General features: G+C 63.0%; 21 protein-coding genes, 1 pseudogene and 1 riboswitch. Of the genes and pseudogenes, 9 read left to right on the top strand and 13 right to left on the bottom strand.

Annotation, left to right across the window (positions count from 1 at the left end; translation table 11 throughout):
• Positions 1–172: 172 nt before the first annotated feature.
• The 3 genes from IB264_RS18020 to thiB are packed head-to-tail and all read right to left on the bottom strand — an operon-like array spanning position 173 to position 3,550.
• Positions 173–889: an ATP-binding cassette domain-containing protein gene (locus IB264_RS18020; RefSeq protein ID WP_192433872.1), complete on the bottom strand. Its 717-nt coding sequence runs from the start codon at positions 887–889 to the stop codon at positions 173–175.
• Entirely contained in the window at positions 886–2,490 is a 1,605-nt protein-coding gene (thiP, locus tag IB264_RS18015; RefSeq protein ID WP_025425212.1) for a thiamine/thiamine pyrophosphate ABC transporter permease ThiP, read from the bottom strand. Before thiP ends, IB264_RS18020 begins: the two co-directional genes overlap by 4 nt.
• Positions 2,491–2,521: 31 nt before the next feature.
• Positions 2,522–3,550, bottom strand: coding sequence for a thiamine ABC transporter substrate binding subunit (thiB, locus tag IB264_RS18010; RefSeq protein ID WP_025425211.1), 1,029 nt, complete (start codon positions 3,548–3,550; stop codon positions 2,522–2,524).
• Positions 3,551–3,599: 49 nt separating this feature from the next.
• Positions 3,600–3,717, bottom strand: a riboswitch (TPP riboswitch).
• A gap of 134 nt (positions 3,718–3,851) precedes the next feature.
• Here thiB and IB264_RS18005 point away from each other — a divergent pair.
• From IB264_RS18005 to IB264_RS17985, 5 genes and pseudogenes are all read left to right on the top strand, one after another.
• Positions 3,852–4,335 (top strand): annotated as a pseudogene (locus IB264_RS18005) (GNAT family N-acetyltransferase).
• 86 nt (positions 4,336–4,421) lie between these two features.
• Positions 4,422–5,072: a thiamine diphosphokinase gene (locus IB264_RS18000; RefSeq protein ID WP_025425210.1), complete on the top strand. Its 651-nt coding sequence runs from the start codon at positions 4,422–4,424 to the stop codon at positions 5,070–5,072.
• 3 nt (positions 5,073–5,075) lie between these two features.
• The gene (locus tag IB264_RS17995; RefSeq protein WP_025425209.1) at positions 5,076–6,902 is read left to right on the top strand and encodes an ABC-F family ATP-binding cassette domain-containing protein; all 1,827 of its coding nucleotides are present in this window, start codon (positions 5,076–5,078) and stop codon (positions 6,900–6,902) included.
• 77 nt (positions 6,903–6,979) lie between these two features.
• Positions 6,980–7,459, top strand: a complete 480-nt coding sequence (locus IB264_RS17990) for a MarR family winged helix-turn-helix transcriptional regulator (RefSeq protein ID WP_025425208.1) — start codon at positions 6,980–6,982, stop codon at positions 7,457–7,459.
• Positions 7,456–8,694, top strand: a complete 1,239-nt coding sequence (locus tag IB264_RS17985) for a multidrug effflux MFS transporter (RefSeq protein ID WP_025425207.1) — start codon at positions 7,456–7,458, stop codon at positions 8,692–8,694. The genes IB264_RS17990 and IB264_RS17985 overlap by 4 nt, the downstream gene beginning before the upstream one ends.
• A gap of 66 nt (positions 8,695–8,760) precedes the next feature.
• On the opposite strand, the gene IB264_RS17980 is transcribed toward IB264_RS17985, so the two are convergent.
• The gene (locus IB264_RS17980; RefSeq protein WP_025425206.1) at positions 8,761–9,978 is read right to left on the bottom strand and encodes an argininosuccinate synthase; all 1,218 of its coding nucleotides are present in this window, start codon (positions 9,976–9,978) and stop codon (positions 8,761–8,763) included.
• Positions 9,979–10,153: 175 nt separating this feature from the next.
• Between IB264_RS17980 and IB264_RS17975 the strand changes: the two genes are divergently transcribed.
• Complete coding sequence (locus IB264_RS17975) at positions 10,154–10,795, top strand: LysE family translocator (RefSeq protein ID WP_025425205.1); 642 nt, start codon at positions 10,154–10,156, stop codon at positions 10,793–10,795.
• A gap of 266 nt (positions 10,796–11,061) precedes the next feature.
• Here IB264_RS17975 and IB264_RS17970 read toward each other — a convergent pair whose 3' ends face one another.
• The 7 genes from IB264_RS17970 to IB264_RS17940 all read right to left on the bottom strand — a co-directional run bounded on the left by IB264_RS17970 (position 11,062) and on the right by IB264_RS17940 (position 17,263).
• Positions 11,062–11,856 (bottom strand): ABC transporter ATP-binding protein, encoded by a 795-nt coding sequence (locus tag IB264_RS17970; RefSeq protein WP_025425204.1) that lies wholly within the window; start codon positions 11,854–11,856, stop codon positions 11,062–11,064.
• On the bottom strand, positions 11,853–12,731 hold the full coding sequence (locus IB264_RS17965; RefSeq protein WP_025425203.1) for an ABC transporter permease: 879 nt from the start codon (positions 12,729–12,731) through the stop codon (positions 11,853–11,855). The genes IB264_RS17970 and IB264_RS17965 overlap by 4 nt, the downstream gene beginning before the upstream one ends.
• A gap of 224 nt (positions 12,732–12,955) precedes the next feature.
• Positions 12,956–13,909 carry an ABC transporter substrate-binding protein gene (locus IB264_RS17960; RefSeq protein WP_025425202.1) on the bottom strand — a complete coding sequence of 318 codons (954 nt, stop codon included), beginning with the start codon at positions 13,907–13,909 and terminating at the stop codon, positions 12,956–12,958.
• Positions 13,910–14,124: 215 nt separating this feature from the next.
• On the bottom strand, positions 14,125–15,360 hold the full coding sequence (gene rlmN / locus IB264_RS17955; RefSeq protein WP_025425201.1) for a 23S rRNA (adenine(2503)-C(2))-methyltransferase RlmN: 1,236 nt from the start codon (positions 15,358–15,360) through the stop codon (positions 14,125–14,127).
• A 234-nt stretch (positions 15,361–15,594) separates the two neighbouring features.
• Positions 15,595–16,098, bottom strand: coding sequence for an invasion associated locus B family protein (locus IB264_RS17950; protein ID WP_025425200.1), 504 nt, complete (start codon positions 16,096–16,098; stop codon positions 15,595–15,597).
• 408 nt (positions 16,099–16,506) lie between these two features.
• Positions 16,507–16,884 carry a YkvA family protein gene (locus tag IB264_RS17945; RefSeq protein WP_025425199.1) on the bottom strand — a complete coding sequence of 126 codons (378 nt, stop codon included), beginning with the start codon at positions 16,882–16,884 and terminating at the stop codon, positions 16,507–16,509.
• Positions 16,885–16,945: 61 nt separating this feature from the next.
• Positions 16,946–17,263, bottom strand: a complete 318-nt coding sequence (locus tag IB264_RS17940) for a 4a-hydroxytetrahydrobiopterin dehydratase (RefSeq protein WP_025425198.1) — start codon at positions 17,261–17,263, stop codon at positions 16,946–16,948.
• Between the two features lie 86 nt (positions 17,264–17,349).
• Between IB264_RS17940 and IB264_RS17935 the strand changes: the two genes are divergently transcribed.
• On the top strand, positions 17,350–17,826 hold the full coding sequence (locus IB264_RS17935) for a low molecular weight protein-tyrosine-phosphatase (protein ID WP_025425197.1): 477 nt from the start codon (positions 17,350–17,352) through the stop codon (positions 17,824–17,826).
• Here the strand turns inward: IB264_RS17935 and thpR are convergent.
• Together thpR and IB264_RS17925 are read right to left on the bottom strand one after the other, a co-directional pair.
• On the bottom strand, positions 17,763–18,353 hold the full coding sequence (gene thpR, locus IB264_RS17930) for an RNA 2',3'-cyclic phosphodiesterase (RefSeq protein ID WP_025425196.1): 591 nt from the start codon (positions 18,351–18,353) through the stop codon (positions 17,763–17,765). The genes IB264_RS17935 and thpR overlap by 64 nt on opposite strands.
• A gap of 114 nt (positions 18,354–18,467) precedes the next feature.
• Positions 18,468–19,109 (bottom strand): arylesterase, encoded by a 642-nt coding sequence (locus tag IB264_RS17925; RefSeq protein ID WP_025425195.1) that lies wholly within the window; start codon positions 19,107–19,109, stop codon positions 18,468–18,470.
• Positions 19,110–19,176: 67 nt separating this feature from the next.
• Between IB264_RS17925 and IB264_RS17920 the strand changes: the two genes are divergently transcribed.
• Positions 19,177–19,902, top strand: coding sequence for an ABC transporter ATP-binding protein (locus IB264_RS17920; protein WP_025425194.1), 726 nt, complete (start codon positions 19,177–19,179; stop codon positions 19,900–19,902).
• Positions 19,899–22,451 carry an ABC transporter permease gene (locus IB264_RS17915; RefSeq protein ID WP_025425193.1) on the top strand — a complete coding sequence of 851 codons (2,553 nt, stop codon included), beginning with the start codon at positions 19,899–19,901 and terminating at the stop codon, positions 22,449–22,451. Before IB264_RS17920 ends, IB264_RS17915 begins: the two co-directional genes overlap by 4 nt.
• Positions 22,452–22,656 lie beyond the last annotated feature (205 nt).

Here is a 22,656-nt window from a genome sequence, read left to right as displayed (position 1 = left end):
ATCCGCGCGTCGCATGGCGCGGCGGTCAAATTGTGGCGGAGTACCACGCGCGCTAGAGCATTTCCGGTTTAGACGACGTCGCGGAAACGCTCTATCTGCCTGTTTCCACGCATTTCCTGACGGAAAACCGCTTCGCACTTTTCCTGGAAATGCTCCAAGATTCCACGTCGCATCACGCGTTGCCGAGAAAGCGGTTGATGGACGCCATATCGCGCCGTTCGAGAAAGCGCTCGACCGGGTCATGGGCGATGATACGCCCCTGGTCCAGAAAAAGCACGCTATCGGCCAGCGCCCTCACGTCATCGGGATGGTGCGTGATCATCAGGATCGTGTTGTTTTCCTGATCATGCAGGTCCTGCAGCAGTGCCCGCATACCGGCCCTCATGCCGGGATCGAGAGCGGCAAAAGGCTCATCCAGCAGCAGCAGCGGGCGATGTCGCACCAAGGCGCGCGCCAACGCCACACGCTGTCGTTCGCCGCCGGACAGCGTCGGCGGCAGGCGCTTGCCGAAGCTGTCGAGCCCGACGCGGCCGAGGGCATCGTCTATCCGTGCGCGATCAGCGACCGACAGGCGAAGCGAGGGGCTGATGCCGAAGCCGACATTGGTCGCGACGTCGAGATGTGCAAACAGGTTGTTGTCCTGAAAGATCACGGAGACGGGTCGTTCTGCCGGCGCCTGTCCCGACATCGTCTTGCCGAGAATGCGAACCTCGCCCCGGTCCGGCTCCTCGAAACCGGCGATGACATGAAAGAGGGTCGACTTTCCCGACCCGGAGGCCCCGGCAACTGCGACGATGCCACCTGGCTGAATGGCGCAATCGAAGTCCAGTGCGGTGGTGTCGTAACGAACGTCGACGCCAACAAGTTCTACCGCCGCCTGGGAATTCATGCGTTTCGTCCTTCCGGCACTCGCCTGTCGCCGGCCGTGCCGAGCATGGTGAAGATCAGGCAGATGAGGCCGAGGAAGAGCGCCAGACCGGCTGCATCCGCGGTGCGATAGCTGCCCATCCGGCTGTAGAGCAGCCATGGAAGCGTGACCATGTCCTGCGAACCGAACAGCGCCACTGCACCAAGGTCGCCGAGCGACAGCGCCATGGCGAAGGAGAACGCCATCAGCAACGGTTTCCGGAGCGGCGGCAAGTCGATCCATCGCAGGCGATGGAAGCCGCGGATGCCGAGGCTTGCTGTCAGTCGGTCGGTGCGTGCGGCATGTGTTGCCATCGCCGGTGCCAGGATCCGGTGCACGAACGGCAGCGCCATCAATGCGTTGATGGCGACGACGATGGCGGGGGCGAAACGGGCGACATCGCCGAAGGGGCGCAGGAGCAGAAACCATCCCGCACCGAGCACGACCGGCGGCACCAGCAGCACCAGCGACGTGCTGGCGGTGACAGTGCCCGCAAATGCCCTGGCCAAGGTCGGGGCGTGGCGACGCGCCACGACGATGCCGGCGGCGCGGATCATCGCGGCGGCCATGGTGACGCAAAAGAATGCCGAGAGGACGGCGATGACAATGCTGGTGACGAGAGCACGATGCACGGTCGGGTCGCCGGCAAGCTTCACCAGATCCGCACGCAGGCCGGAACCGACGACGGCGATCAGCGGTGCGCCGATGAAGAGCAGCGAGAACAGGATCCAGCCGGCGTCGGACGTCCGGGAGAGGCCGGTTCCTGCATCATAGCGTCTGGAGATTTTGCCCGCGGTTGCGCTTTGTGCAGGTTCGGTCGCGACACGCGTTAGAGCCAGGAGCAGGGCTCCGGTCATGACGATCTGTAGGGCGGACAGGGCGATCGCCCGCGGCGGGTCGAAATCGAAGCGCAGCGCCTGGTAGATCGCGACCTCGATGGTGCTGGCGGCAGGCCCGCCGCCGAGCGTCAGCACCAGCGTGAAGCTGGTGGCGCAGAGCATGAAGACGAGGCCGGCAGCACCTGGCAGCAATCCCCGAAGGACCGGCCACTCGACAAAGCGGAAGAGTGCGGCTGGCGGCATGCCGAGATTGGCGGCGGTTCTCCAGTATTCCGAAGGGATGCGCTCGAGCCCGGCGAGAAAGAGACGTGCGATAAGCGGCATGTTGAAGAAGACGTGGGCGAGCAGGATGCCGAAAAGGCCGTAGATGCTGATCGGCTGCTGCAGCCCGAGGCCGGCGAGGGCGGTGTTGAGCGCGCCCTGCCGGCCCCAGATCTCGATCAGCCCGAGCGCGCCGACAAGCACGGGCAGGCCGAGCGGCAGGGCCATCACCCGCAGAACCCAGACGCGGCCGGGAAAGCTCGGCCGGCGCGCAAGCGCCCGTGCGATCGGGATGGCAAGAACAACGGAAAGCAGCGTCGAAAGGCTCGCCTGCAGCAAGGTGAAGCGCGTTACCCGCCAGATATAGGCATCGAACAGCACGCTGTTGCCGAAGTCACCGCTCTGGAGCAAAAGGGCTGCAATCGCCAGGCCGACAAACAGCAGGATACCGCCGAGACTTAAAGTCCCGGCGGTCATCGTGATGCGATTTTCGGCAGGCGCGAACAAATGCGCCTCAGTTCTTGCTAATGGCGGCCAGCCATTCGTCGATCCAGGCCTTGCGGTTCGCCGCCACCTCTTCCGACGGCAGCAGGAAAGTCTTCTCCGGATTGACCAGCTTGCTAAAAGCCTCCGGCAGCGGCTCCTTGGTCGCCGCGACCGGCATCATCCAGTTGGTCGTCGGAATGATCGACTGGAACTCCGGGCCGGTCATGAAGGCGAGAAACTGCTTGGCAAGCTCCGGCTCCTTGGCGCTCTTGGTCATGCCGGCAACTTCGATCTGGATGTAGTGACCTTCCGAGAATTCGGCCGCCTGGTAGCGGTCGGTGTTTTCCGCCACCATGTGGTAGGCGGGCGACGTGGTGTAGGAAAGCACCATCGGCGCTTCGCCCTTGGTGAAGAGGCCATAGGCTTCCGACCAGCCCGGCGTTACGGTCAGTACCCTGTCCTTGAGCTTGGCCCAGGCGGCGCCGGCTTCGTCGCCATAGACGGCCTTGACCCAGAGAAGCAGACCGAGGCCCGGCGTCGAGGTGCGCGGATCCTCGATGACGATCTTCTGAGAGGCGTCGCCTTCGACCAGTTCCTTCAGGCTCTTCGGCGGCGTCTTCAAGGTCTGGGTGTCGTAGACGACGGCGAAATGGCCGTAGTCATAGGGAAGGAAGGTGTCGTCGGTGAAGTCGCCGGGTACCTTGACGTTGGCAGGCTCGATGCCGTGCGGCGCGAAGAAGCCGGTGGCCTTGGCCTCGGCGACGAGGTTTGTATCGAGGCCGAGCACGATGTCGGCCTTGGAGGCCGCGCCTTCGAGCTTGAGGCGGGTCAGAAGCTCGACGCCATCGGCGACGCCGACATAGGTGACCTTGCATTCGCAGGTCTTCTCGAAAGCTTCGGCGACCTTGGCACCCGGCCCCCATTCGGTGATGAAGCTTTCATAGGTGTAGACGGTCAGCGTCTTGTCGGCAGCAACGGCATTGGCCGCGAAGACAAGTCCTGCCGTCGCGGCAAGCGCTAGCCGGCTAAGAACCTTGAGTTGCGATGAATTGGACATGGCAGGCACCTCTCCCTAAAAATGATGTTGCATGGGAAAAGGGCGTATCGATCCGATCGCGTCTAATCCCTCCGCCGGTATGAGCCGGATCAGGTTCCGCGGGTTGGCGTTCAACGCCTCTCAGCCTTCGGCCGCCATGCGGTCGGAAGGCACCCCGTTAGAGCGGGTAGAGATTTACCGCCGAGCCGGTTTGATGGCAAGCGAAGTTTGAGGACGGCAAAAGCGCCCGCCCCGCATTTTCGCGCCGCGGCGCATGGGGTAAAATCGTCGGCAGAGTTTGCAGACGCCGAAGGAGCCTGCGATGACTGACATGCTCGTTCGCCTTTATGCACTGCCGGCACAAGCGAGATCACCGCTTGCTGACGGTATCGGCATTCACCGCGCAATGGCACCCGAACGAAGCTTGTTGTTCCCTGGATCGAGCAGACATTTGGCTCCGGCTGGGCGGGCGAGGCGGAGGCGGCCTTCAGATCGACGCCGACGTGCATGCACATCGCGGTGTTCGAGGACCGGATCGTCGGCTTTGCCTGCCACGATGTCACAGCGCTCGGTTTCTTCGGGCCGACGGGCGTCGACGAGGCCATGCGCGGACGGGGATCGGCGAGGCGCTCTTGCGCGTGAGCCTGACGGCGATGCGTGACGCAGGCTACGGTTACGCCATCATCGGCGGCGTCGGCCCGGCCGAATTCTACCGACGCACGGTCGGCGCCATCGAGATCCCCGATTCCAACCCCGGGATCTATGCGGAGATGCTGTTTCCCGATACCTTGCCCGAAGATCACTGACAACGAGGACGCAAAATCGCCGGATCGCGCCCTTGTTCGGTTTTCTTGCTTTTCCTTGCCCGTGCCTTTGCGCTATGGGCTTTGCCATGGCCCGATCCACCTTCACCATTCTGCTCGGCGGTGCACTGACCCCGACCGATCGCCTTGCGCGCCAGCTCGCAGGCAGCCGCTTCGTTGCGGCCGATGGCGGCATGCGGCATGCGCGGGTGCTATCCGTGACCCCCGACGTCTGGGTGGGCGATTTCGATTCGACCGAGGAGGCGCTGCTCGCGGAATTTGCCGATGTCCCGCGCGAGCCCTATCCCGCCGCCAAGGCTGCGACCGATGGCGAAATCGCTGTCGAGGCGGCGCTGTCGCGTGGCGCCGAAGCCTTGATCTTTGCCGGCGCGCTCGGAGGATCACGCAGCGACCATGCCTTCCTGCACCTGCTTCAGGCTGCTTCGCTGGCCGAACGTGGGTTGCCGGTGTTCATGACCTCGGGTGAGGAGGAGGCCTATCCGCTGCTTGCAGGCGAGATCGAAATCGATCTGCCGAAGGGCAGCCTATTCTCGATCCTCGGACTGACCGATCTCATCGGGCTTACGATCGTCAACGCGCGTTATCCGCTCACCGATTTCACGTTGCCGTTCGGGTCTTCGCGCACCGTTTCCAATGTCGCGGAGGGTCCCCTTCGCATTTCCCTCGACACCGGCCGGGCGATCGTTCTCGCCCGCCCCTATGACCTTTCCGGAGCCTGAGCCTTGGCGCCTCCCATTCTGAAACTCGACGATATCTTCCTGACCTTCGGTGGCACGCCGCTTCTGGCCGGCGCCAACCTGCAGGTGGAGCCGGGGGATCGCATCTGCCTTGTCGGGCGCAACGGTTCCGGCAAATCGACGCTGATGAAGATCGCCGCCGGTCTTGCCGAAGCGCAATCGGGCGAGGTCTTCCGCCATCCGTCCTCGACCGTTCGCTACCTGCCCCAGGCACCGGATTTCGAAGGCTACGACACGGTGCAGGCCTATGCCGAGTCGGGCCTTGGCCCAAGCGACGACCCGTATCGCGTCGCTTACCTACTGCAGCACCTGGGTCTGACCGGCGAAGAAGACCCGGCACGCCTTTCCGGCGGCGAGGCGCGCCGCGCAGCGCTTGCCCGGGTGATGGCGCCGGAGCCGGATATCCTGCTGCTCGACGAGCCGACCAACCATCTCGATCTGCCGACGATCGAATGGCTCGAAGACGAGCTGACCCGCAGCCGTTCGGCCCTGGTGCTGATCTCGCACGACCGGCGCTTCCTCGAAAAGGTCTCGAACGCGACGGTCTGGCTCGATCGCGGCCAATCCCGCCGGCTCGACCGCGGCTTCGGCCATTTCGAGGCCTGGCGCGACGAGGTGCTGGAGGCGGAAGAGCTGGAGCAGCACAAGCTCGGCAAGGCGATCGAGCGCGAGGAGCATTGGCTGCGCTACGGCGTTACCGCCCGGCGCAAGCGCAACATGCGTCGTCTCGGCGAATTGCAGGACATGCGCTCGCGCCATCGCGGCCACAAGGGGCCGCAGGGCTCCGTTCAGGCGGCGGCTTCCGACGCCAAGGAATCGGGCAAGCTGGTGATCGAGGCGGAGAAGATCACCAAGGCTTACGGCGAGCGGACGATCGTTGCGCCGTTTTCCATTCGCGTGCACCGTGGCGACCGGATCGGCCTTGTCGGCCCGAACGGTGCCGGCAAGACGACGCTTTTGAAGATGCTGACCGGGCAGATCGAGCCGGATACCGGCACGGTGAAACTCGGCACCAATCTTGAGATGGCGACGCTCGACCAGAAGCGCGAGGATCTCAACCTCGACGATACGCTGGCCCACTACCTGACCGACGGCCGGGGCGAGAGCCTGATTGTCAACGGCGAGCAGCGCCATGTCACCGGCTACATGAAGGACTTCCTGTTCCAGCCGGAGCAGGCGCGCACCCCGATCCGCGAACTGTCGGGCGGTGAGCGCGCCCGGCTGATGCTGGCACGCATTCTCGCCCGCGCCACCAACCTGCTGATCCTCGACGAGCCGACCAACGATCTCGACATCGAGACGCTGGACTTGCTTCAGGAGGTCGTCGCCGGCTTTGCCGGAACCGTCATCCTCGTCAGCCACGACCGCGACTTCCTCGACCGCACCGTGAGCTCGACCATCGCGCCGGCCAATCCCGAAGCGCCTGACGGCCGCTGGATCGAATATGCCGGCGGCTACACCGACATGATGGCGCAGCGCAAGGGCGCGATCGAAGAGCGGCGCAAGACGGAGAAGGCGGAAAAGGCCAAGGTGGCCGATGCCGCTGCCCCCGCAGCCGAGGCACCGAAGGCCAAGGGCAAGCTCTCCTACAAGCAGAAGTTTGCACTCGAAAACCTGCCGAAGGAAATCGCCAAGGCGGAGGCGGAGGCAGCCAAGCGCGAGGAGCGGATGGCCGACCCCAACCTCTTTGCCAAGGACCCGAATACGTTTGCGAAACTGGCGAAGGAGCTGGAAAAGCTTCGCGGCGATCTCGCCCGCATGGAAGAGGAATGGCTGGAACTGGAGATGCTGCGCGAGGAGCTCGAGGGCTGAGCCTCGCCGCTCCCGCGTTGAAAGTTGGCAAGGGGTATGATAAGGAAAACTTATTATATCTCTCGTGAACGATCCTGATGCCGACAAAACTCGAATCCGAAACCATCGGCATGTTGCTGACCGATGTCTCCCGCCTTCTGCGTGGCGCTTTTGACCGCAAGGTCAACGCCATGGATCTCGGCATCACGCCCGGTGAAGCGCGCACGCTGATCCAGGTGGCGCTGACCGAGGGCATCAAGCAGGCGGAAATCGCCACGCGCATGGGCATCGAGCCGATGACGCTGTCGGCCTATCTCGACCGGCTGGAGGCGATGGAGCTGGTTGCCCGTCTGCCCGACCCGGCCGACCGCCGCGCCAAGAACGTCGTCATCACCGACAAGGCCGATCCGCTGCTCGCCGAGCTGATGGCGGGGCTGCGCGAGATGATGAATGCCTATACGGAAGGGCTCGACGAGGCGACGCGCGACATGCTCTGCGCCAACCTGCGTATCCTGCGCGAAAATTTGCGCGGCCTCGATCCGTGCGTCGCCGGCAAGGAGAAGGGTGCAAAGCCATGACGCGCCGCATGAGCGAACGGCGCACCAGCATCATCGGCGCCTTCCTTGTCGCGCTCGGCCCCGTTTCCATGGCGCTCTATACACCGGCAATGCCCGAACTGGTCCGCGCCTTCTCCTCCAGCGAGGCGGCGATCAAGATGACGCTGTCGCTCTACTTCGCAGGCTTCGCCTTCGCACAGCTGGTTTCGGGCACGCTCTCCGACGTCATCGGCCGCCGGCGCACGACGCTGATCTTCATGACCATCTACCTCGCCGGCAGCCTGATGGCAGCCTTTGCCCCATCGGTCGCGGTCCTGCTCGCCGGGCGCCTGGTGCAGGGCATCGGCGCCTCCGTCGGCATGACGGTTGCGCGCGCCATCGTGCGCGACCAGTTCACCGGCCTTCAGGCGGCGCGGATCATGAACATGATCGGCATGATGCTGGCCATCGGGCCGGCGGTGTCGCCGACGCTCGGCGGCCTGGCGCTTGGCCTCTTCGGCTGGCAGTCTATCTTCTTCCTGATGGTCGGCTTTGCGCTGATGGCCTGCGTTTGCGTGCAGTTCTTCATGGCCGAAACCGCGACGCCCGATCCGGCCAAGGGCCATCTGCGGCCGATCCTTGCCGCCTATCGCGAGCTTCTGACAGATACCCGCTTCGTCTCCTCGACCCTGGTGATTGCCGGCGCCGTCGGCGCGCTCTACGCCCAAGCGACGATGCTGCCCTTCGTCCTGATCGGCACGGTCGGGCTGACGCCGACCGAATTCGGCGTCGGCATGCTGATGCAATCCGGTTTCTTCTTCTCGGGCACGGTCACGGTGCGGCTGTTAATGCGGCGGTTCACGCCGCAGGCGCTGGTGCCGGTCGGTCTTTGTTTCATCGCGCTCGGCAGTGTGGCGCTCGCCTACACCATGCACGCGCTCGAACCGAGCTTCCTGGCGGTGATGGCGCCGGTCGGCGTCTACGCCTTCGGCATCGCCTTCGTCATGCCCTACATGATGACGGCGGCCATGGCGCCTTTCCCGCATATCGCCGGTACGGCGTCGGCGATGATGGGCTTCATCCAGATGGGCGCCGGCCTTCTCGGCGGCGCCTTGGCGGCCGTTGTCGGCGTGCCGGTGCTGGCGCTCGGCACGATCATTCCGAGCTTCGGCCTTCTCTGCGTGTTCAGCTATCTCTGGTATCGCCGCACCGTTCGCCTGACGCCATTGGCGGCGCCAGTCGATGGCACGCAGCCCCTGCCGGAAGCGGCTGAATAAGACGAAACGAAAAAGCCTCCGCGACCCGGGTCGCGGAGGCTTTTTCTTGTCAGGTGCTTGCCGCTTTTAACGGTTGCGTGCAGCCAGCGTGCGCAGGCGCAGCGCATTCAGCTTGATGAAGCCGGCAGCATCCTTCTGGTCGTAGGCGCCCTGGTCGTCTTCGAAGGTGACCAGCTTGTCGGAATAGAGCGACTTCGGGCTTTCGCGGCCGGTGACCATGACATTGCCCTTGTAGAGCTTCAGCGTCACTTCGCCTTCGACATGCTCCTGGCTCCTGTCGATCGCCGCCTGCAGCATCTCGCGCTCCGGCGAGAACCAGAAGCCGTAATAGATCAGCTCGGCGTAGCGCGGCATCAGCTCGTCCTTGAGGTGGGCGGCGCCACGGTCGAGCGTGATCGATTCGATCGCGCGGTGTGCCGACAGCAGGATGGTGCCGCCGGGGGTCTCGTAGACGCCGCGCGACTTCATGCCGACGAAGCGGTTTTCGACGAGGTCGAGCCGGCCGATGCCATTGTCGCGGCCGTAGTCGTTGAGCTTTGCCAGCAGGTTTGCCGGCGAAAGGCGCACGCCGTTGATCGAGACGGCGTCGCCGCGCTCGAAACCGACCTTGATGACGGTTGCCTTGTCGGGAGCCGCTTCCGGCGAGATCGTGCGCATGTGCACGTATTCCGGGGCTTCCTGCGACGGATCTTCCAGAACCTTGCCCTCGGAGGAGGAGTGCAAGAGGTTGGCGTCGACAGAGAAGGGAGCCTCGCCCTTCTTGTCCTTGGCGACCGGGATCTGGTGCTTCTCGGCGAATTCGAGCAGGTCGGTGCGGCTCTTGAACGACCAGTCGCGCCATGGAGCGATGATCTTGATGTCGGGGTTGAGCGCGTATGCCGACAGCTCGAAGCGAACCTGGTCGTTGCCCTTGCCGGTGGCGCCGTGGGCGATCGCGTCAGCGCCGGTCTTCTTGGCGATGTCGATCAGGTGTTTGGAAATCAGCGGACGCGCGATGGAGGTGCCGAGCAGGTAGACGCCCTCATAGACGGCGTTGGCGCGAAACATCGGGAAGACGAAATCGCGCACGAACTCTTCGCGCACATCCTCGATGTAGATTTCCTTGATGCCGAGCATCTCGGCCTTCTTGCGCGCCGGCTCCAGTTCTTCGCCCTGGCCGAGGTCTGCCGTAAACGTCACAACTTCGGCGCCGAGTTCGGTCTGCAGCCACTTCAGGATGATCGAGGTGTCGAGACCGCCCGAATAGGCGAGAACGACCTTTTTCACGTCTTTATGCGATGCCATGGTTTCCGTCCGTCTGGTCTTGGAAGAGGGCGGCGTGCCGCCTTGGAAATTCTGCGGCACTTTATCCGGAACACGCCTGGATACAAGCGGAAGAACGCTGCGACACCCAAATCCGCTGGCAAAAGCCGACGCTCCGGAATAGACGAGGTCACCGAGTGTTCCAGGAATCGCGCACATGGACTTCCTTCCCAGCCTGCCCACGCTGTTCGGCTTTGCTGCCGCCACGCTGCTGCTTGCGGCAACGCCGGGGCCGGACATGACGCTTTCGATCAGCCGCGCGCTGTCGCAAGGCAAGAAGGCCGCCCTATTCGTGGTGCTCGGGACGAGCTTCGGCATCGTCGTTCACACCCTACTGGTCGCCTTCGGCATCTCGGCGCTGATCACGGCCTCGCCTGCTGCGTTCATGGTGCTGAAGACCGGAGGTGCCGCCTATCTGCTCTGGCTTGCGGTTCAGGCGATCCGCCACGGATCGACGCTTTCGGTCAAGACCGTCGAAGGTTCCGGCGGTACGGCTCTTTCCAACGTCTCGTCGGGCTTCTGGGTAAACCTGCTCAACCCCAAGGTCATCATCTTTTTCATGACTTTCCTGCCGCAGTTCGTCAGCGCCAACGATGCATCGGTGACGGGCAAGCTTCTGTTCCTCGGCGCGATGTTCATCGTCATCGGCATGCCTGTAAACATGCTGGTGGTATTTACCGCCGACTGGCTGTCCTCCTGGCTGCAGCGCAACAAGGGGTTCATGCGGGCGCTCGACTACAGTTTTGCCGGCGTCTTCCCTGTCTTTGCGGTGAAGATCTTCATGACGACGGCGCGATAGGGCGTCTTCGGAGGGTTTCGCCCCTCATCTGCCTGCCGGCATCTTCTCCCCGCATGTGGGGAGAAGAGCACGTGCTGCATCGTTCGGCGGCAACGGCGATCGCCGGAGCAGCATGGGGAGACGTGTGAAACGGTAGATGGCACTTCACGCCGTTTGCCGGAGAACGGCTGAGAGATTGCCACTTGTCTCTTCTCCCCGTCTTTACGGGGAGAAGATGCCGGCAGGCAGATGAGGGGCAAGCTCTGATCGCCCCGTAAGCGACGGGGTCAGCCGATGAGCAGCGCGTCGTCGTCGAGCGTCTGGCCGCGGATGCGGCGGAACATGGCGATGAGGTCCTCGACCTGCAATTCCTTGCGGCTGTCGCCGGCAACGTCGAGCACGATCTCGCCGCCATGCAGCATGACGGTGCGATGGCCATAGTCGAGCGCCTGGCGCATCGAGTGGGTAACCATCATCGTCGTCAGCCTGCGCTCGGAAACGATCTTCTGGGTGAGGTTCATAACGAACTCGGCCATCCCGGGATCAAGGGCGGCGGTATGTTCGTCGAGCAGCAGCACTTCGGAGCCGGCAAGTGTCGCCATGACCAGCGAGACCGCCTGGCGCTGGCCGCCCGAAAGCAGGTCCATGCGGTCGCCCATGCGGTTTTCGAGGCCGAGATTAAGCTCGGCGATGCGCTCGCGGAAATGTTCGCGGCGCTTCGGCCCGAGCGCTGCCATCAGGCCACGCTTCTCGCCGCGCTTGGCGGCGAGCGCCAGGTTCTCTTCGATCGAAAGCGCACCGCAGCTACCGGTCAGCGGATCCTGAAACACGCGGGCGACAAGGCCGGCGCGAGCGGCGGTGCCCTTGCGGGTCACATCGGTCTTGCCGATCGTCACCTGGCCCGCACTCGGCAGCACGTCGCCGGCGAGAACGCCGAGCAACGTCGATTTGCCGGCGCCATTGGAGCCGATGACGGTGACGAAGGAGCCCTGCTCGATTGTGAGGTCGACGCCGTTCAGCGCCTGCTTCTGCAGCGGCGTTCCCTTGCCGAAGACGACCTGGATGTTCTTGACGCTGATCATGCCGCACCTCCGCGACGAAGTCGGGGAAGGATGAGGGCGAAGGTGACGAGCACGGCGGTCACGAAATTGAGATCGGAGGCCTGCAAGCCGAGCATGTCGGTCGACAGCGCCAGCTGGATGGCGATGCGATAGAGGATCGAGCCGAGCACGCAGCCGATCAGCGCGATCAGGATGCCGCGGGCGCCGAGCAGCGTCTCGCCGATAATGACGGCTGCAAGGCCGACGACGATGGTACCGACCCCGGAAGTGACGTCGGCAAAGCCGTTGGTCTGGGCAAAGAGCGCGCCGCCGAAGGCAACGAGCGCGTTCGAGATCGCCATACCGAGATAGATCTGCCGGTTGGTGTCGACCCCTTGCGCACGGGCCATGCGCGCATTGGCGCCGGTTGCCCGCATCGCAAGACCCGCATCGCTTTCGAGGAAGCGCCAGACGACGATGACGGCAACGAGCACCAGGATGCCGATGAACAGCGGGCGAACGTAGAAATCACGAAGCCCCAGGCCAAAGAACGGCGAGAGCATGGTGTCGGCGTTGATCAGCGCGACGTTGGGTTTGCCCATCACGCGCAGATTGACCGAGAACAGCGCGATCATCGTCAGGATCGAGGCCAGCAGATTGAGGATCTTGAAGCGCACGTTGAGCATCGCCGTGACGATGCCGGCGGCGGCACCCGCCACCATGGCGACACAGGCCGCGATCCACGGGTTGACGCCGGCGATGATCAGCACCGCGGTCACCGCGGCGCCGAGCGGGAACGAACCGTCGACCGTCAGGTCAGGGAAGTCGAGAACCCGGAATGCGAGAAAGACGCCGACGGCGACAAAGGCGTAGACCAGCCCCAGTTCGACGGCTCCCCAGAAAGCGATTTGACTCAAACCCCCGACCCTCTTTTTTTGCCGCGCGCCTTAAGCTTGTTCTATCAGCGCGGCGTCTCCGGTTGGCCATGACGTCCAGAGATCCGGCGTCGGCGCAGCTTCAAACTGTCAGAGCGCATCTTGCGTGCCCCGAGGGAAACGCCGTGCTCCAATAACGAACCGCCCTCGTATGGAACGAGGGCGGCCAAAACGCAATAAACTTGAACCTGAAAAGGCTCAAAGCCTTATTCGACAACGCGTGTAGCGCGCTTGACGACACTTTCCGGAAGGGTGACGCCCATCTTTTCAGCGGCCTTCTTGTTGATCACCAGGTCGGAACCGGCGGCAACCTTGACGGCGATATCACCCGGGTTTTCGCCCTTGAGGATGCGAACGACGATTTCGCCGGTCTGCTTGCCGACATCGTAGTAGTTGAAGCCGAGAGCCGCGAGCGAGCCGCGCGCGACCGAATCCGTGTCAGCGGTGAGGAGCGGCAACTTGGCTTCCTCAGCCACGGCGATCGCACCTTCGAGCGCGGAGATGATCGTGTTATCGGTCGGAACGTAGATCACGTCGGCGCGGCCGACGAGTGCGCGGGCCGCACCCTGGACTTCGGCCGACTTCGTTGCCGCGGATTCGACCACGGTCAGGCCGGCCTTTTCGGCTTCCGTCTTCAAGACTGCCAGAAGCGACACGGAGTTGGCTTCGCCGGAGTTGTAGAGGTAGCCGATCGACTTGGCGTTCGGCAGGATTTCCTTGATCAGCGCGACGTGCTCGGCGACCGGCGACATGTCGGAAAGACCGGTGACGTTGCCGCCCGGCTTGTCCATGTCCTTGACCAGTTGTGCGCCGATCGGGTCGGACACGGCGGTGAAGACCACCGGAATATCGCGCGTCGAGGAAACGACGGCCTGGGCCGACGGGGTCGAGATCGGAACGATGACATTAGGCGCTTCACCGGCGAACTGGCGGGCGATCTGTGCTGCGGTCGCCGGGTTGCCTTGGGCGGACTCGTAGAGGAACTTGAGGTTTTCGCCCTCCTTGTAGCCGGCTGCGGCCAGCGCGTCCTTCACACCGTCGCGTGCGGCATCGAGAGCCGGGTGTTCGACGATCGCGGTTACGGCGACGGTCACCTCATCGGCGCGTGCGGGCAGGGTAAATGCCACCGTGGCGGCAAGGGCGACGAGAAGTGAGCGCATGGGTGTCCTCCTAGATTGATTGCCCGCTTTCTTAGGAAACCGGTGACATGAAATCAATCGATAGGAACTGCATCACCCATCAAAGTTCTTCATCGATCACGACATGCCTGCGGTTGAGATGGTGCGGATCGACACAATCCGAGGGCGTTGCGATCGTCTTTGAGTCGTGAAAGGTGAAATGCGGGCGGAAAACCGCGCCGCACCCACCTGATGGCTCAGTCCTCGCCGTGATTGGCAATCATCATTGCTTCGAAGGCGAGCCGGTCGACCTTGCGCATGCGCTCGGATTCGGACTTCAGCTGGCCGCAGGCGGCCAGGATGTCGCGGCCGCGCGGCGTGCGGATCGGCGAGGCGTAGCCCGCCTGGTTGATGAAATCGGCGAATTTCTCGATCTGCTCCCACTCGGAACACTGGTAGTTGGTGCCCGGCCAAGGGTTGAACGGAATGAGGTTGATCTTCGCCGGCACGCCCTTCAAGAGCTTCACCAGTTCCTTGGCGTCCTCGAGGCTGTCGTTGACGTCCTTGAGCATCACATATTCGAAGGTGATGCGGCGCGCGTTCGACAGGCCCGGATAGGCGCGACAGGCATCCATCAGTTCCTTCAGCGGATATTTCTTGTTGATCGGCACTAGCATGTCGCGCAGGTCGTCGCGCACCGCATGCAGCGAGATCGCCAGCATGACACCGATCTCGTCGCCGGTCCTATAGATCTCGGGCACGATGCCGGAGGTCGAAAGCGTGATGCGGCGCTTGGAGAGCGACAGGCCCTCGCCGTCGGAGGCGATCAACAGGGCGGTCTTGACCTCCTCGAAATTGTAGAGCGGCTCGCCCATGCCCATCATGACGATGTTGGTGATCTTGCGGCCTTCCGCCGGCACGATCGCGCCCTGGGGCGTGTCGCGCTCCGGGAAGTCGCCGAGCCGGTCGCGCGCGAGCAGCAGCTGCGCCAGGATTTCCTCGGCCGTCAGGTTGCGCACCAGCTTCTGCGTGCCGGTGTGACAGAAGGAACAGGTGAGCGTGCAGCCGACCTGGCTGGAGATGCAGAGCGTGCCGCGGCCCTCTTCGGGGATGTAGACCGTTTCGATCTCGACCGGGCGGCCGGCGCCGCGGGCGGGAAAGCGCAGCAGCCACTTGCGGGTGCCGTCGCCCGAGGTCTGCTCCTCGACGATCTCCGGCCGGGCGATGGTGAAATGCTGCTTCAGCATCTCGCGCATGTCCTTCGAGACGTTCAGCATCTCGTCGAAGTCGGAAACACCGCGCACGTAGAGCCAGTGCCAGAGCTGGCTGACGCGCATCTTCACCTGACGCTCGGGAATACCTTTTTCGACCAGGGCCTTGGCCATGTCCTCGCGCAACAGCCCGATCAGCGAAGGCTTCTCGGCCTGCGGTGCGATGCGCGCCTGCGGTGCCTTGACGGTATCCACCCGGTTCAAGATTTCAGTGGCTGCCATGCTCTGGTGTCCTGTCGTACAGAAAACGCCCGTCCGGAGAAGGGTCCGGAGATTGTCCTGATGCTCGAATTGAAATCGGTCGAGCCTTCAAGCGCGGCCAATAGGGCGCGGGGGCTCTTAATTTGCCGGGGCTGTAGCATTGTTTTGCTCAAGAGTCACGCGCAGGCGTCAATCCTGAATGCAAAAAGGCCGGCGTCAGGCGCCGGCCTTGTGTTCTGCCAAAGTGGCGAGAGCCTACTTGCAGGCTTCGATCTGCTTCAGTGCAGCCGAGATGCCCGACAGCGAATAGGCGTAGGTGGTCGTGGTGCCCTTGCGCGACTTGGCGTTGACCGACATCGCCTTGCCGGTCTTCATCGCGGCAACGAGCGCCGGCTCTTCAGCGGCGTTCTCGACCCAGGCAGAGTTGCCCTTGGTGAACATCACGAAGGTGCGGCCGTCGATGACGACGTTGACCTTCGAGTTCTCCTGCAGCGGGTAGCCCATCATGGCCTGCGGCTCGTAGCTGATGTTCTGGCCGGGGCGCTGGGAAACGAGGAAGAAGATGTCGCCGTGGTCGACGCCGGCCGGGCTCTTTTCCTTCGGAACCGACAGGACATAGCAGACCTTGCCGCCGCCGGAATTGTAGGAATAGGCGCCCCAGGCGTTGAACTGCTGGATGCGCGTCGGAGACTGGGCGGCAGCCATGCTGGCGGTTGCCAGAACGAGTGCGATTGCGGTTGCGATCTTTCTTACAAACATGAGGTCCTGCCGCTTTTCTTGCTTTTCGATCACCCGAAACAGGTCAGACGGGCGACGCGTAGTCATGATTTCAATTGTTGTGACTTAATTCAGGTTACCAAACCGTCAACGAGGGCCAAAATCCGCTGGTTTCAGCCCCGAAACGAAGCATTTGTCGCCTTCGCTCCAGCATCCGCAGATCTGCCGTCCGTCAATTTTTTGGAGCGCTCTTCCGGCGTCGAGTGTTCGGCGCCTCGAACAGCTCTTCCGGATCGTTTCCTGCCCCATGCCATTCCAAACAACGCGCGTCTCAACCAAGACGTTTCGATGCGTGTCGTTCCAAAATGTCTATGCCACAAAGAATTGGGCAAGAGTTTGACTTTTGGGCAGGAATACGGCGCACACACGGACGGACCGCATTTTCCGCGGTCATTCCTCGGGATTGTCGGCCAGCGTCTCGTCGGCCTTGAGGTAGTGGGCTTCCTTGATTTGCCCGCTGATGGCGGCAAAGGCGGCAGTCAGAACCGCGACATCATCGGAAAATCCGACGACGGCGAGCACATCGGGAAGGAAGTCGAGCGGCAGCACGAAATAGGCCAGTGCCGCCAGCAGGATGCCGCGCGTGCGCGTCGGCGTCTTCGGGTCGATCGCGCAATAATAGGCAGCCACGAGTTCCCGGCTGAACGGTATCTGCCGGGCGGCGCGGCGAAAGGTCGGCCAGAAGCGTCGCTTGACGCGCTTTTCCCTGCGCTCCTGTTCGGATTCTTCGCCGGGCAGGAGAATTTCACCAATCTTTACGTCGTCCATCGCCTCGCTTCCGATGTTGCAACGCTCAACAATATGGGAAGTGCCAGATCCATTTCAAAATCTATTTCAAATGGTCGGGCATGCGGCCGGCCGCAGCCTTGTCCATTCTGGCAGCCAGCTTGAAGTCCAGTTCGGTGAGGCCGCTGGCGTCGTGCGTCGTGAGCGTCACGTCGACGCGGTTGTAGACGTTGAACCATTCCGGGTGATGATCGAGCTTTTCGGCAACGATCGCCATCTCCGTCATGAAGCCGAAAGCCTCGACGAAATTCTTGAAGCGAAAAGCTTTCCAGATGGAGGCGCCGTCTTCGGCGCGCACCCACCCTTCCATCTTGTGCAAATGCTCGGCGATTGCCGCCTCGTCGAGTTTCTCCGGCCTCATCCGTTCCTCCCTTTCACCGCGTCTGTTCCAAGGCTGTGCCGCCGCGTATAAGTCGGCTGGCCTCTTATCTCCTTGAAATGGATAGCATGAAACCGGTCCGAATTCTTTTTGTTTGTCTCGGCAATATCTGCCGGTCACCTCTGGCTGAAGGCGTGCTGCGCGAGCTCGCGGCGCAAAAGGGTCTGGCGTCACAGATTTCTGTCGATTCTGCCGGTACGGGTGGGTGGCATATCGGCGATCCACCGGACCGCCGGTCGATCGAGGCGGCGCGCCGGCACGGCATCGACATTTCCGGCCTTCGCGGGCGCAAGGTTTCAAAGGCCGACTTTGCGGCGTTCGACCTGATCCTCGGCATGGATGGGGAGAACGTCAAGACGCTTCGCCAGCTCGCGCCGGCGGGGCTTGAAGACAGGATCGATCTGTTTCTGAGCTACGCTTCGGGGCGGGACCAGGACGTTCCTGATCCCTATTATGACGGTCCCGAAGCGTTCAAACGCCTTTACCAGATGTTGGAGGCCGGATGCTCGTCGTTGCTGGAAAGGCTCGAAGAGCGGACTTCGTGAAGCGGAAACACCTCTTCGGTGAGGTAGGGGCCGCCGCCGACGGAATCGCGCGACGACAAAAGCACGAAACGTGAGACGGTGAAGGGTGAGGCCATGAAGTTGCCGCGTCCGGAGAGATATTCGACCACATCCTCGACGCGGCTGGAGCGCAGCCTTGCAAGCGTGACATGCGGCGTGAACTTGCGCGGGTCGGCCGGCAGCCGCAGCCTCTGGCAGATGCGCTCGATTTCGGCCTGCAGCGCGTACATTTCCGGGTGATTGCTGACCCCAGCCCAGACCGAGTGTGGCTTCTTCGAGCCGAAGGCGCCGGTGCCGGTCAGTTGCAGCTGGAATTCCGGTCTTTCGATCCGGTCAAGCTTGTCGATGATCTCGTCTGCGGTGCGCCAGTCGACGTCACCAATGAAGCGCAAGGTGATGTGGTAGTTCTCCACATCGATCCAGCGAGCTCCGGGAAGACCTCCGCGCAGCAATGAAAGACTCATCGCAACATTGCGCGGAATTTCGAGGGCGGTGAATAGTCTCGGCATGGCGAGCTCCCCGAATCTCTTGCAGATGTCTCAGCGAATCACGCATCGAGTCTGCAGGCAACTACTATTTGACGCTTGCGAATATTAACACTCTCTTAACTGTGGATGATTTGTTCACTCCGCCTTTGACAATGTTGCAATGAAACGTTCGACCACGGGCAGCGCCTTATCGACCATCGTGCCGACGCCGTTGCCGTTCGGGTGCATGCCGTCCTCAAGCTTGAGTGCTGCGTCGGTGACAACGCCGTCGAGGAAGAAGGGGTAGAGCTGCAGCCCGTATTTCTCTGCGAGTTCCGGATAGATCGGATTGAACCGGGCGGCATAGTCGGCACCCATGTTCGGCGGCGCCATCATGCCGGCGAGCAGCACGGCGATGCCGCGCTCCTTCAATCGTGAAATCATCGCCTCGATGTTCTTGCGGGTTTCTTCCGGCGGAATGCCGCGCAACGCGTCGTTGGCGCCAAGCTCCAGGATGACACCCTTGGTGCCGTCGGGTATCGACCAGTCGATGCGCGCAAGGCCGCCTGAGCTGGTGTCGCCAGAAACGCCGGCGTTCGCCACCGTGACATCGAGGCCCTTTTGCTTCAACGCCTTTTCAAGCCGGGCCGGGAAGGCATCCTCGGGAGGCAGCTGATAACCCGCCATCAGGCTGTCGCCGAAGCCGACGAGGCTGATCGTTTCGGCCCGTGCTGCCGCCGATAACGCAATTGTCATTGCGAGCCCCAAGAAAAACCGTTGAAATCCTTTTAATGCCATGGGTCTGTTCCTAAATCGCGGGTGCTGTTTTCTTATTCCCTTTCCGTTTCATATAGGATTGTTTCGCTTGGCCAGTACCATCATCGAGCTCAAAAATGCCGACCTCACCCTCGGCGAAGCCGCGGCCTCGGTGCATGTGCTGAAAGGCATGAGCCTGACAATCGACGCCGGCGAGTCCGTCGGCATCGTCGGGCCTTCCGGTTCGGGCAAGTCGACGCTGCTGATGGTGCTGGCTGGCCTTGAACGGCTGGACCGCGGCGAAATCATTATCGACGGCACGCCGCTGCACCGGCTGAACGAGGACAGGGTCGCCGACTTCCGCGGGCGCAACATCGGCATCGTCTTCCAATCCTTCCACCTCATCCCCAACATGACAGCCCTCGAAAACGTTGCCGTGCCGCTCGAACTCGCCAATGTTCCCGGCGCCTTCGAGATCGCGCGCAAGGAGCTTGTGGCCGTCGGCCTCGGCGAGCGCTTGAGCCACTATCCCGGCCAGCTTTCCGGCGGCGAGCAGCAGCGCGTGGCGATCGCCCGTGCACTCGCGCCGTCGCCGAAGCTGCTGATCGCCGATGAGCCGACCGGCAATCTCGATGACGAGACGGGCCGGCAGATCGCCGATCTGCTTTTCGCCGAACAGCGTGACCGGGGCATGACACTGGTGCTGGTCACCCATGACGCAGCGCTCGCGGCCCGTTGCTCGCGGCAGGTGCGGGTGCGCTCCGGCGAGATCATTTCCAGTGGCGCGTTCGAACCGGTCGTCGAAACGCAGCGCCAGGAAGCGGCATCCGCATGAGCGAGGCCCTCGCGATCCGACTGCGCCCACTGCTCGCCCTGCGGCTGGCGTTGCGCGAAATGCGCGGCGGCCTCAAGGGGTTCTATATCTTCCTCGCCTGCATCGCGCTTGGCACGGCGGCGATCGCCGGCGTCAACTCGCTGTCGCAATCGATCACCGCGACGATCGCGTCCCAGGGGCGCGAGCTGCTTGCCGGCGACATCCGCTTCGAGCTCAACAACCGGGTGGCAACGACAGAGGAGCGCGCGTTCCTCGACGGGCTCGGACCCGTCTCGGTTTCAGCGGGCCTTCGCTCCATGGCGCGTTTGCCCGATGGATCGAACCAGGCACTCGTCGAGTTGAAAGCCGTCGATGCAGCCTATCCGCTCTATGGCAAGCTGGAAAGCCAACCGGATCAGCCGCTTGGCAGTCTGCTGGCGCGGCAGGGCGACGTGTTCGGTGCGGTGGCCGCACCGCTGTTGCTTGATCGCCTCGGCATTTCCGTCGGTGATGAAATCCTGCTGGGCAATGCCCGCATCAAGATTTCAGGCAAGATCGTGCGCGAGCCGGATGCGCTCTCCGACGGATTCGGCTTCGCACCGCGCCTGATGGTTTCGGATGAAACGCTCAACGCATCGGGTCTCGTGCAGACGGGAAGTCTTGTCGAACACGGCTACAAGGTGAAGGTGAGCGATCCGACCCGGGTCGACGCGGTCCGCGGCGACGCCGAGACGCGCTTTCCGTCGGCCGGCTGGTCGATCCGCACCAGCTCCAACGCGGCCCCGTCGCTGACCGCCAATATCACCCGTTTTTCGCAGTTCCTGACGCTTGTCGGGTTGACGGCCCTGATCGTCGGCGGCGTTGGTGTCGCCAATGCCGTGCGCGCCTATCTCGACCAGAAGCGCAGCGTCATAGCCACCTTCAAGTGCCTGGGTGCGCCTGCCTCGCTGGTGGCGATGATCTATCTGTCGCAGATCCTCCTGATCGCTCTGATCGGCATCGCCATAGGGCTTGTTCTCGGTGCGCTCATTCCCTTCGTCGCCGCACAGTTTCTTGCCGATCTGCTACCGATTTCGACGGAGTTCAGGCTCTATCCCGGTGCGCTCGGCATCGCCGCCCTGTTCGGCGTGTTGACGGCGCTTGCGTTCGCCATCCTTCCGCTCGGCCGCGCACGCGGCATCCCGGCGACAGCGCTCTTTCGCCAGCAGGGCTTCGACCCCTCGGGCTTTCCCGCATGGCCCTATCTGGTCGGCGCGTTCGCCTGCCTGGGCGCGCTTGCAGGACTTGCCATCTGGACCGCCTATGACCGCTACATCTCGCTCGTGTTCCTCGGCGCGATCGCCTTCGCCTTCATCGTTCTGCGTCTCGTCTCGCTGCTGATCTCATGGCTTGCGCGCCGTAGCCCGCGCGTCAACTCGCCGTCGTTACGGCTGGCGATCGGCAACATCCATCGACCGGGCGCGCTCACGCCTTCGGTGGTGCTGTCGCTCGGCCTCGGTCTTGCGCTTCTCGTCACGCTTGCGTTGATCGACGGCAATCTTCGGCGCGAACTGACCGGCAGCATGGCCGAGCGGGCGCCCAATTTCTTCTTCGTCGATATCCAGGGAAGCGAAATCGAGGGGTTCCGCGCGCTGCTCAACGGATCGATGCCTGATGGCAAGGTCATCGAAGTGCCGATGCTGCGCGGCCGTATCGTCGCCTTCAACGGCGAGGACGTGAACAGTCGCAACGTCCCGCCGAGTGGCCAGTGGGTGCTGCGCGGCGACCGCGGCATCACCTATGCCAAGAACAAGCCGGAGAATTCGACGCTTGCAGAAGGCAGCTGGTGGGCGCCCGACCATAGCGGCGAGCCGCTGGTGTCGTTTTCGGCGGAAGAGGCGCGCGAGCTCGGATTGAAGATCGGCGACATGGTGACGGTCAACGTGCTTGGCCGCAACATCACCGCCAAGATCGCCAACTTCCGCAATGTCGAATGGGAATCGCTGTCGATCAACTTCGTGATGGTATTCTCGCCCAACACCTTTGCCGGCGCTCCGCATGCGTGGCTCGCAACGGTGATCGATCCCGGCGCGACGCCGGAGGAGGAGGCGACGGTGCTGAAAGCCGTGACCAACGCCTATCCGACGATCACCAGCGTGCGGGTAAAGGATGCTCTCGACATTGTGAACGCGCTTCTCGGGCAGCTGGCAACGGCGATCCGTGCTGCCGCCGCCGTCGCGCTCGTCGCCTCCGTCCTGGTGCTGGCCGGCGCGCTTGCTGCCGGCAATCGGGCGCGCATCCACGATGCGGTGGTGCTGAAGACGCTGGGCGCCACGCGCGCCACGCTGATCCGTGCCTTCAGCTACGAATACATCATCCTTGGCCTTGCAACCGCGGTCTTTGCGCTGTTTGCGGGCGGCGTCTCCGCCTGGTACGTCGTCAGCCGGATCATGAAGCTGCCGTCGAGTTTCCTGCCGGATGTTGCGGTTGCCACGGTCGTCATTGCGCTGGTGATGACTGTTGGCATCGGGCTTGCCGGCACCTGGCGTGTGCTGGGTCAGAAGGCGGCGCCGGTCCTGCGGGAGCTCTGAGCGGACGGAGTTAACCGTAAATCCCTGTCATACAAGGCCATAAACGCCCAGGCTGTGCCGAATCACGGGTCTGAAGGTCTTGTACGCAAGGGCTTTCGGCATCATATTTATCCACAGGCATGCTGGAGCCCCGCAGCGGCGCCTGGGCATGGGATGATGGCCGATCGGTCAGGTCATCCGCCCGACACCGTAAGTTCAACCGGGG

This window comes from Ensifer sp. ENS11 (genome assembly GCF_014851895.1).
Classification (GTDB): Bacteria; Pseudomonadota; Alphaproteobacteria; order Rhizobiales; family Rhizobiaceae; genus Ensifer; species Ensifer canadensis.
Note: the sequence above shows the minus strand (reverse complement) of the source record. Positions and strands in the feature narration are given on the sequence as shown.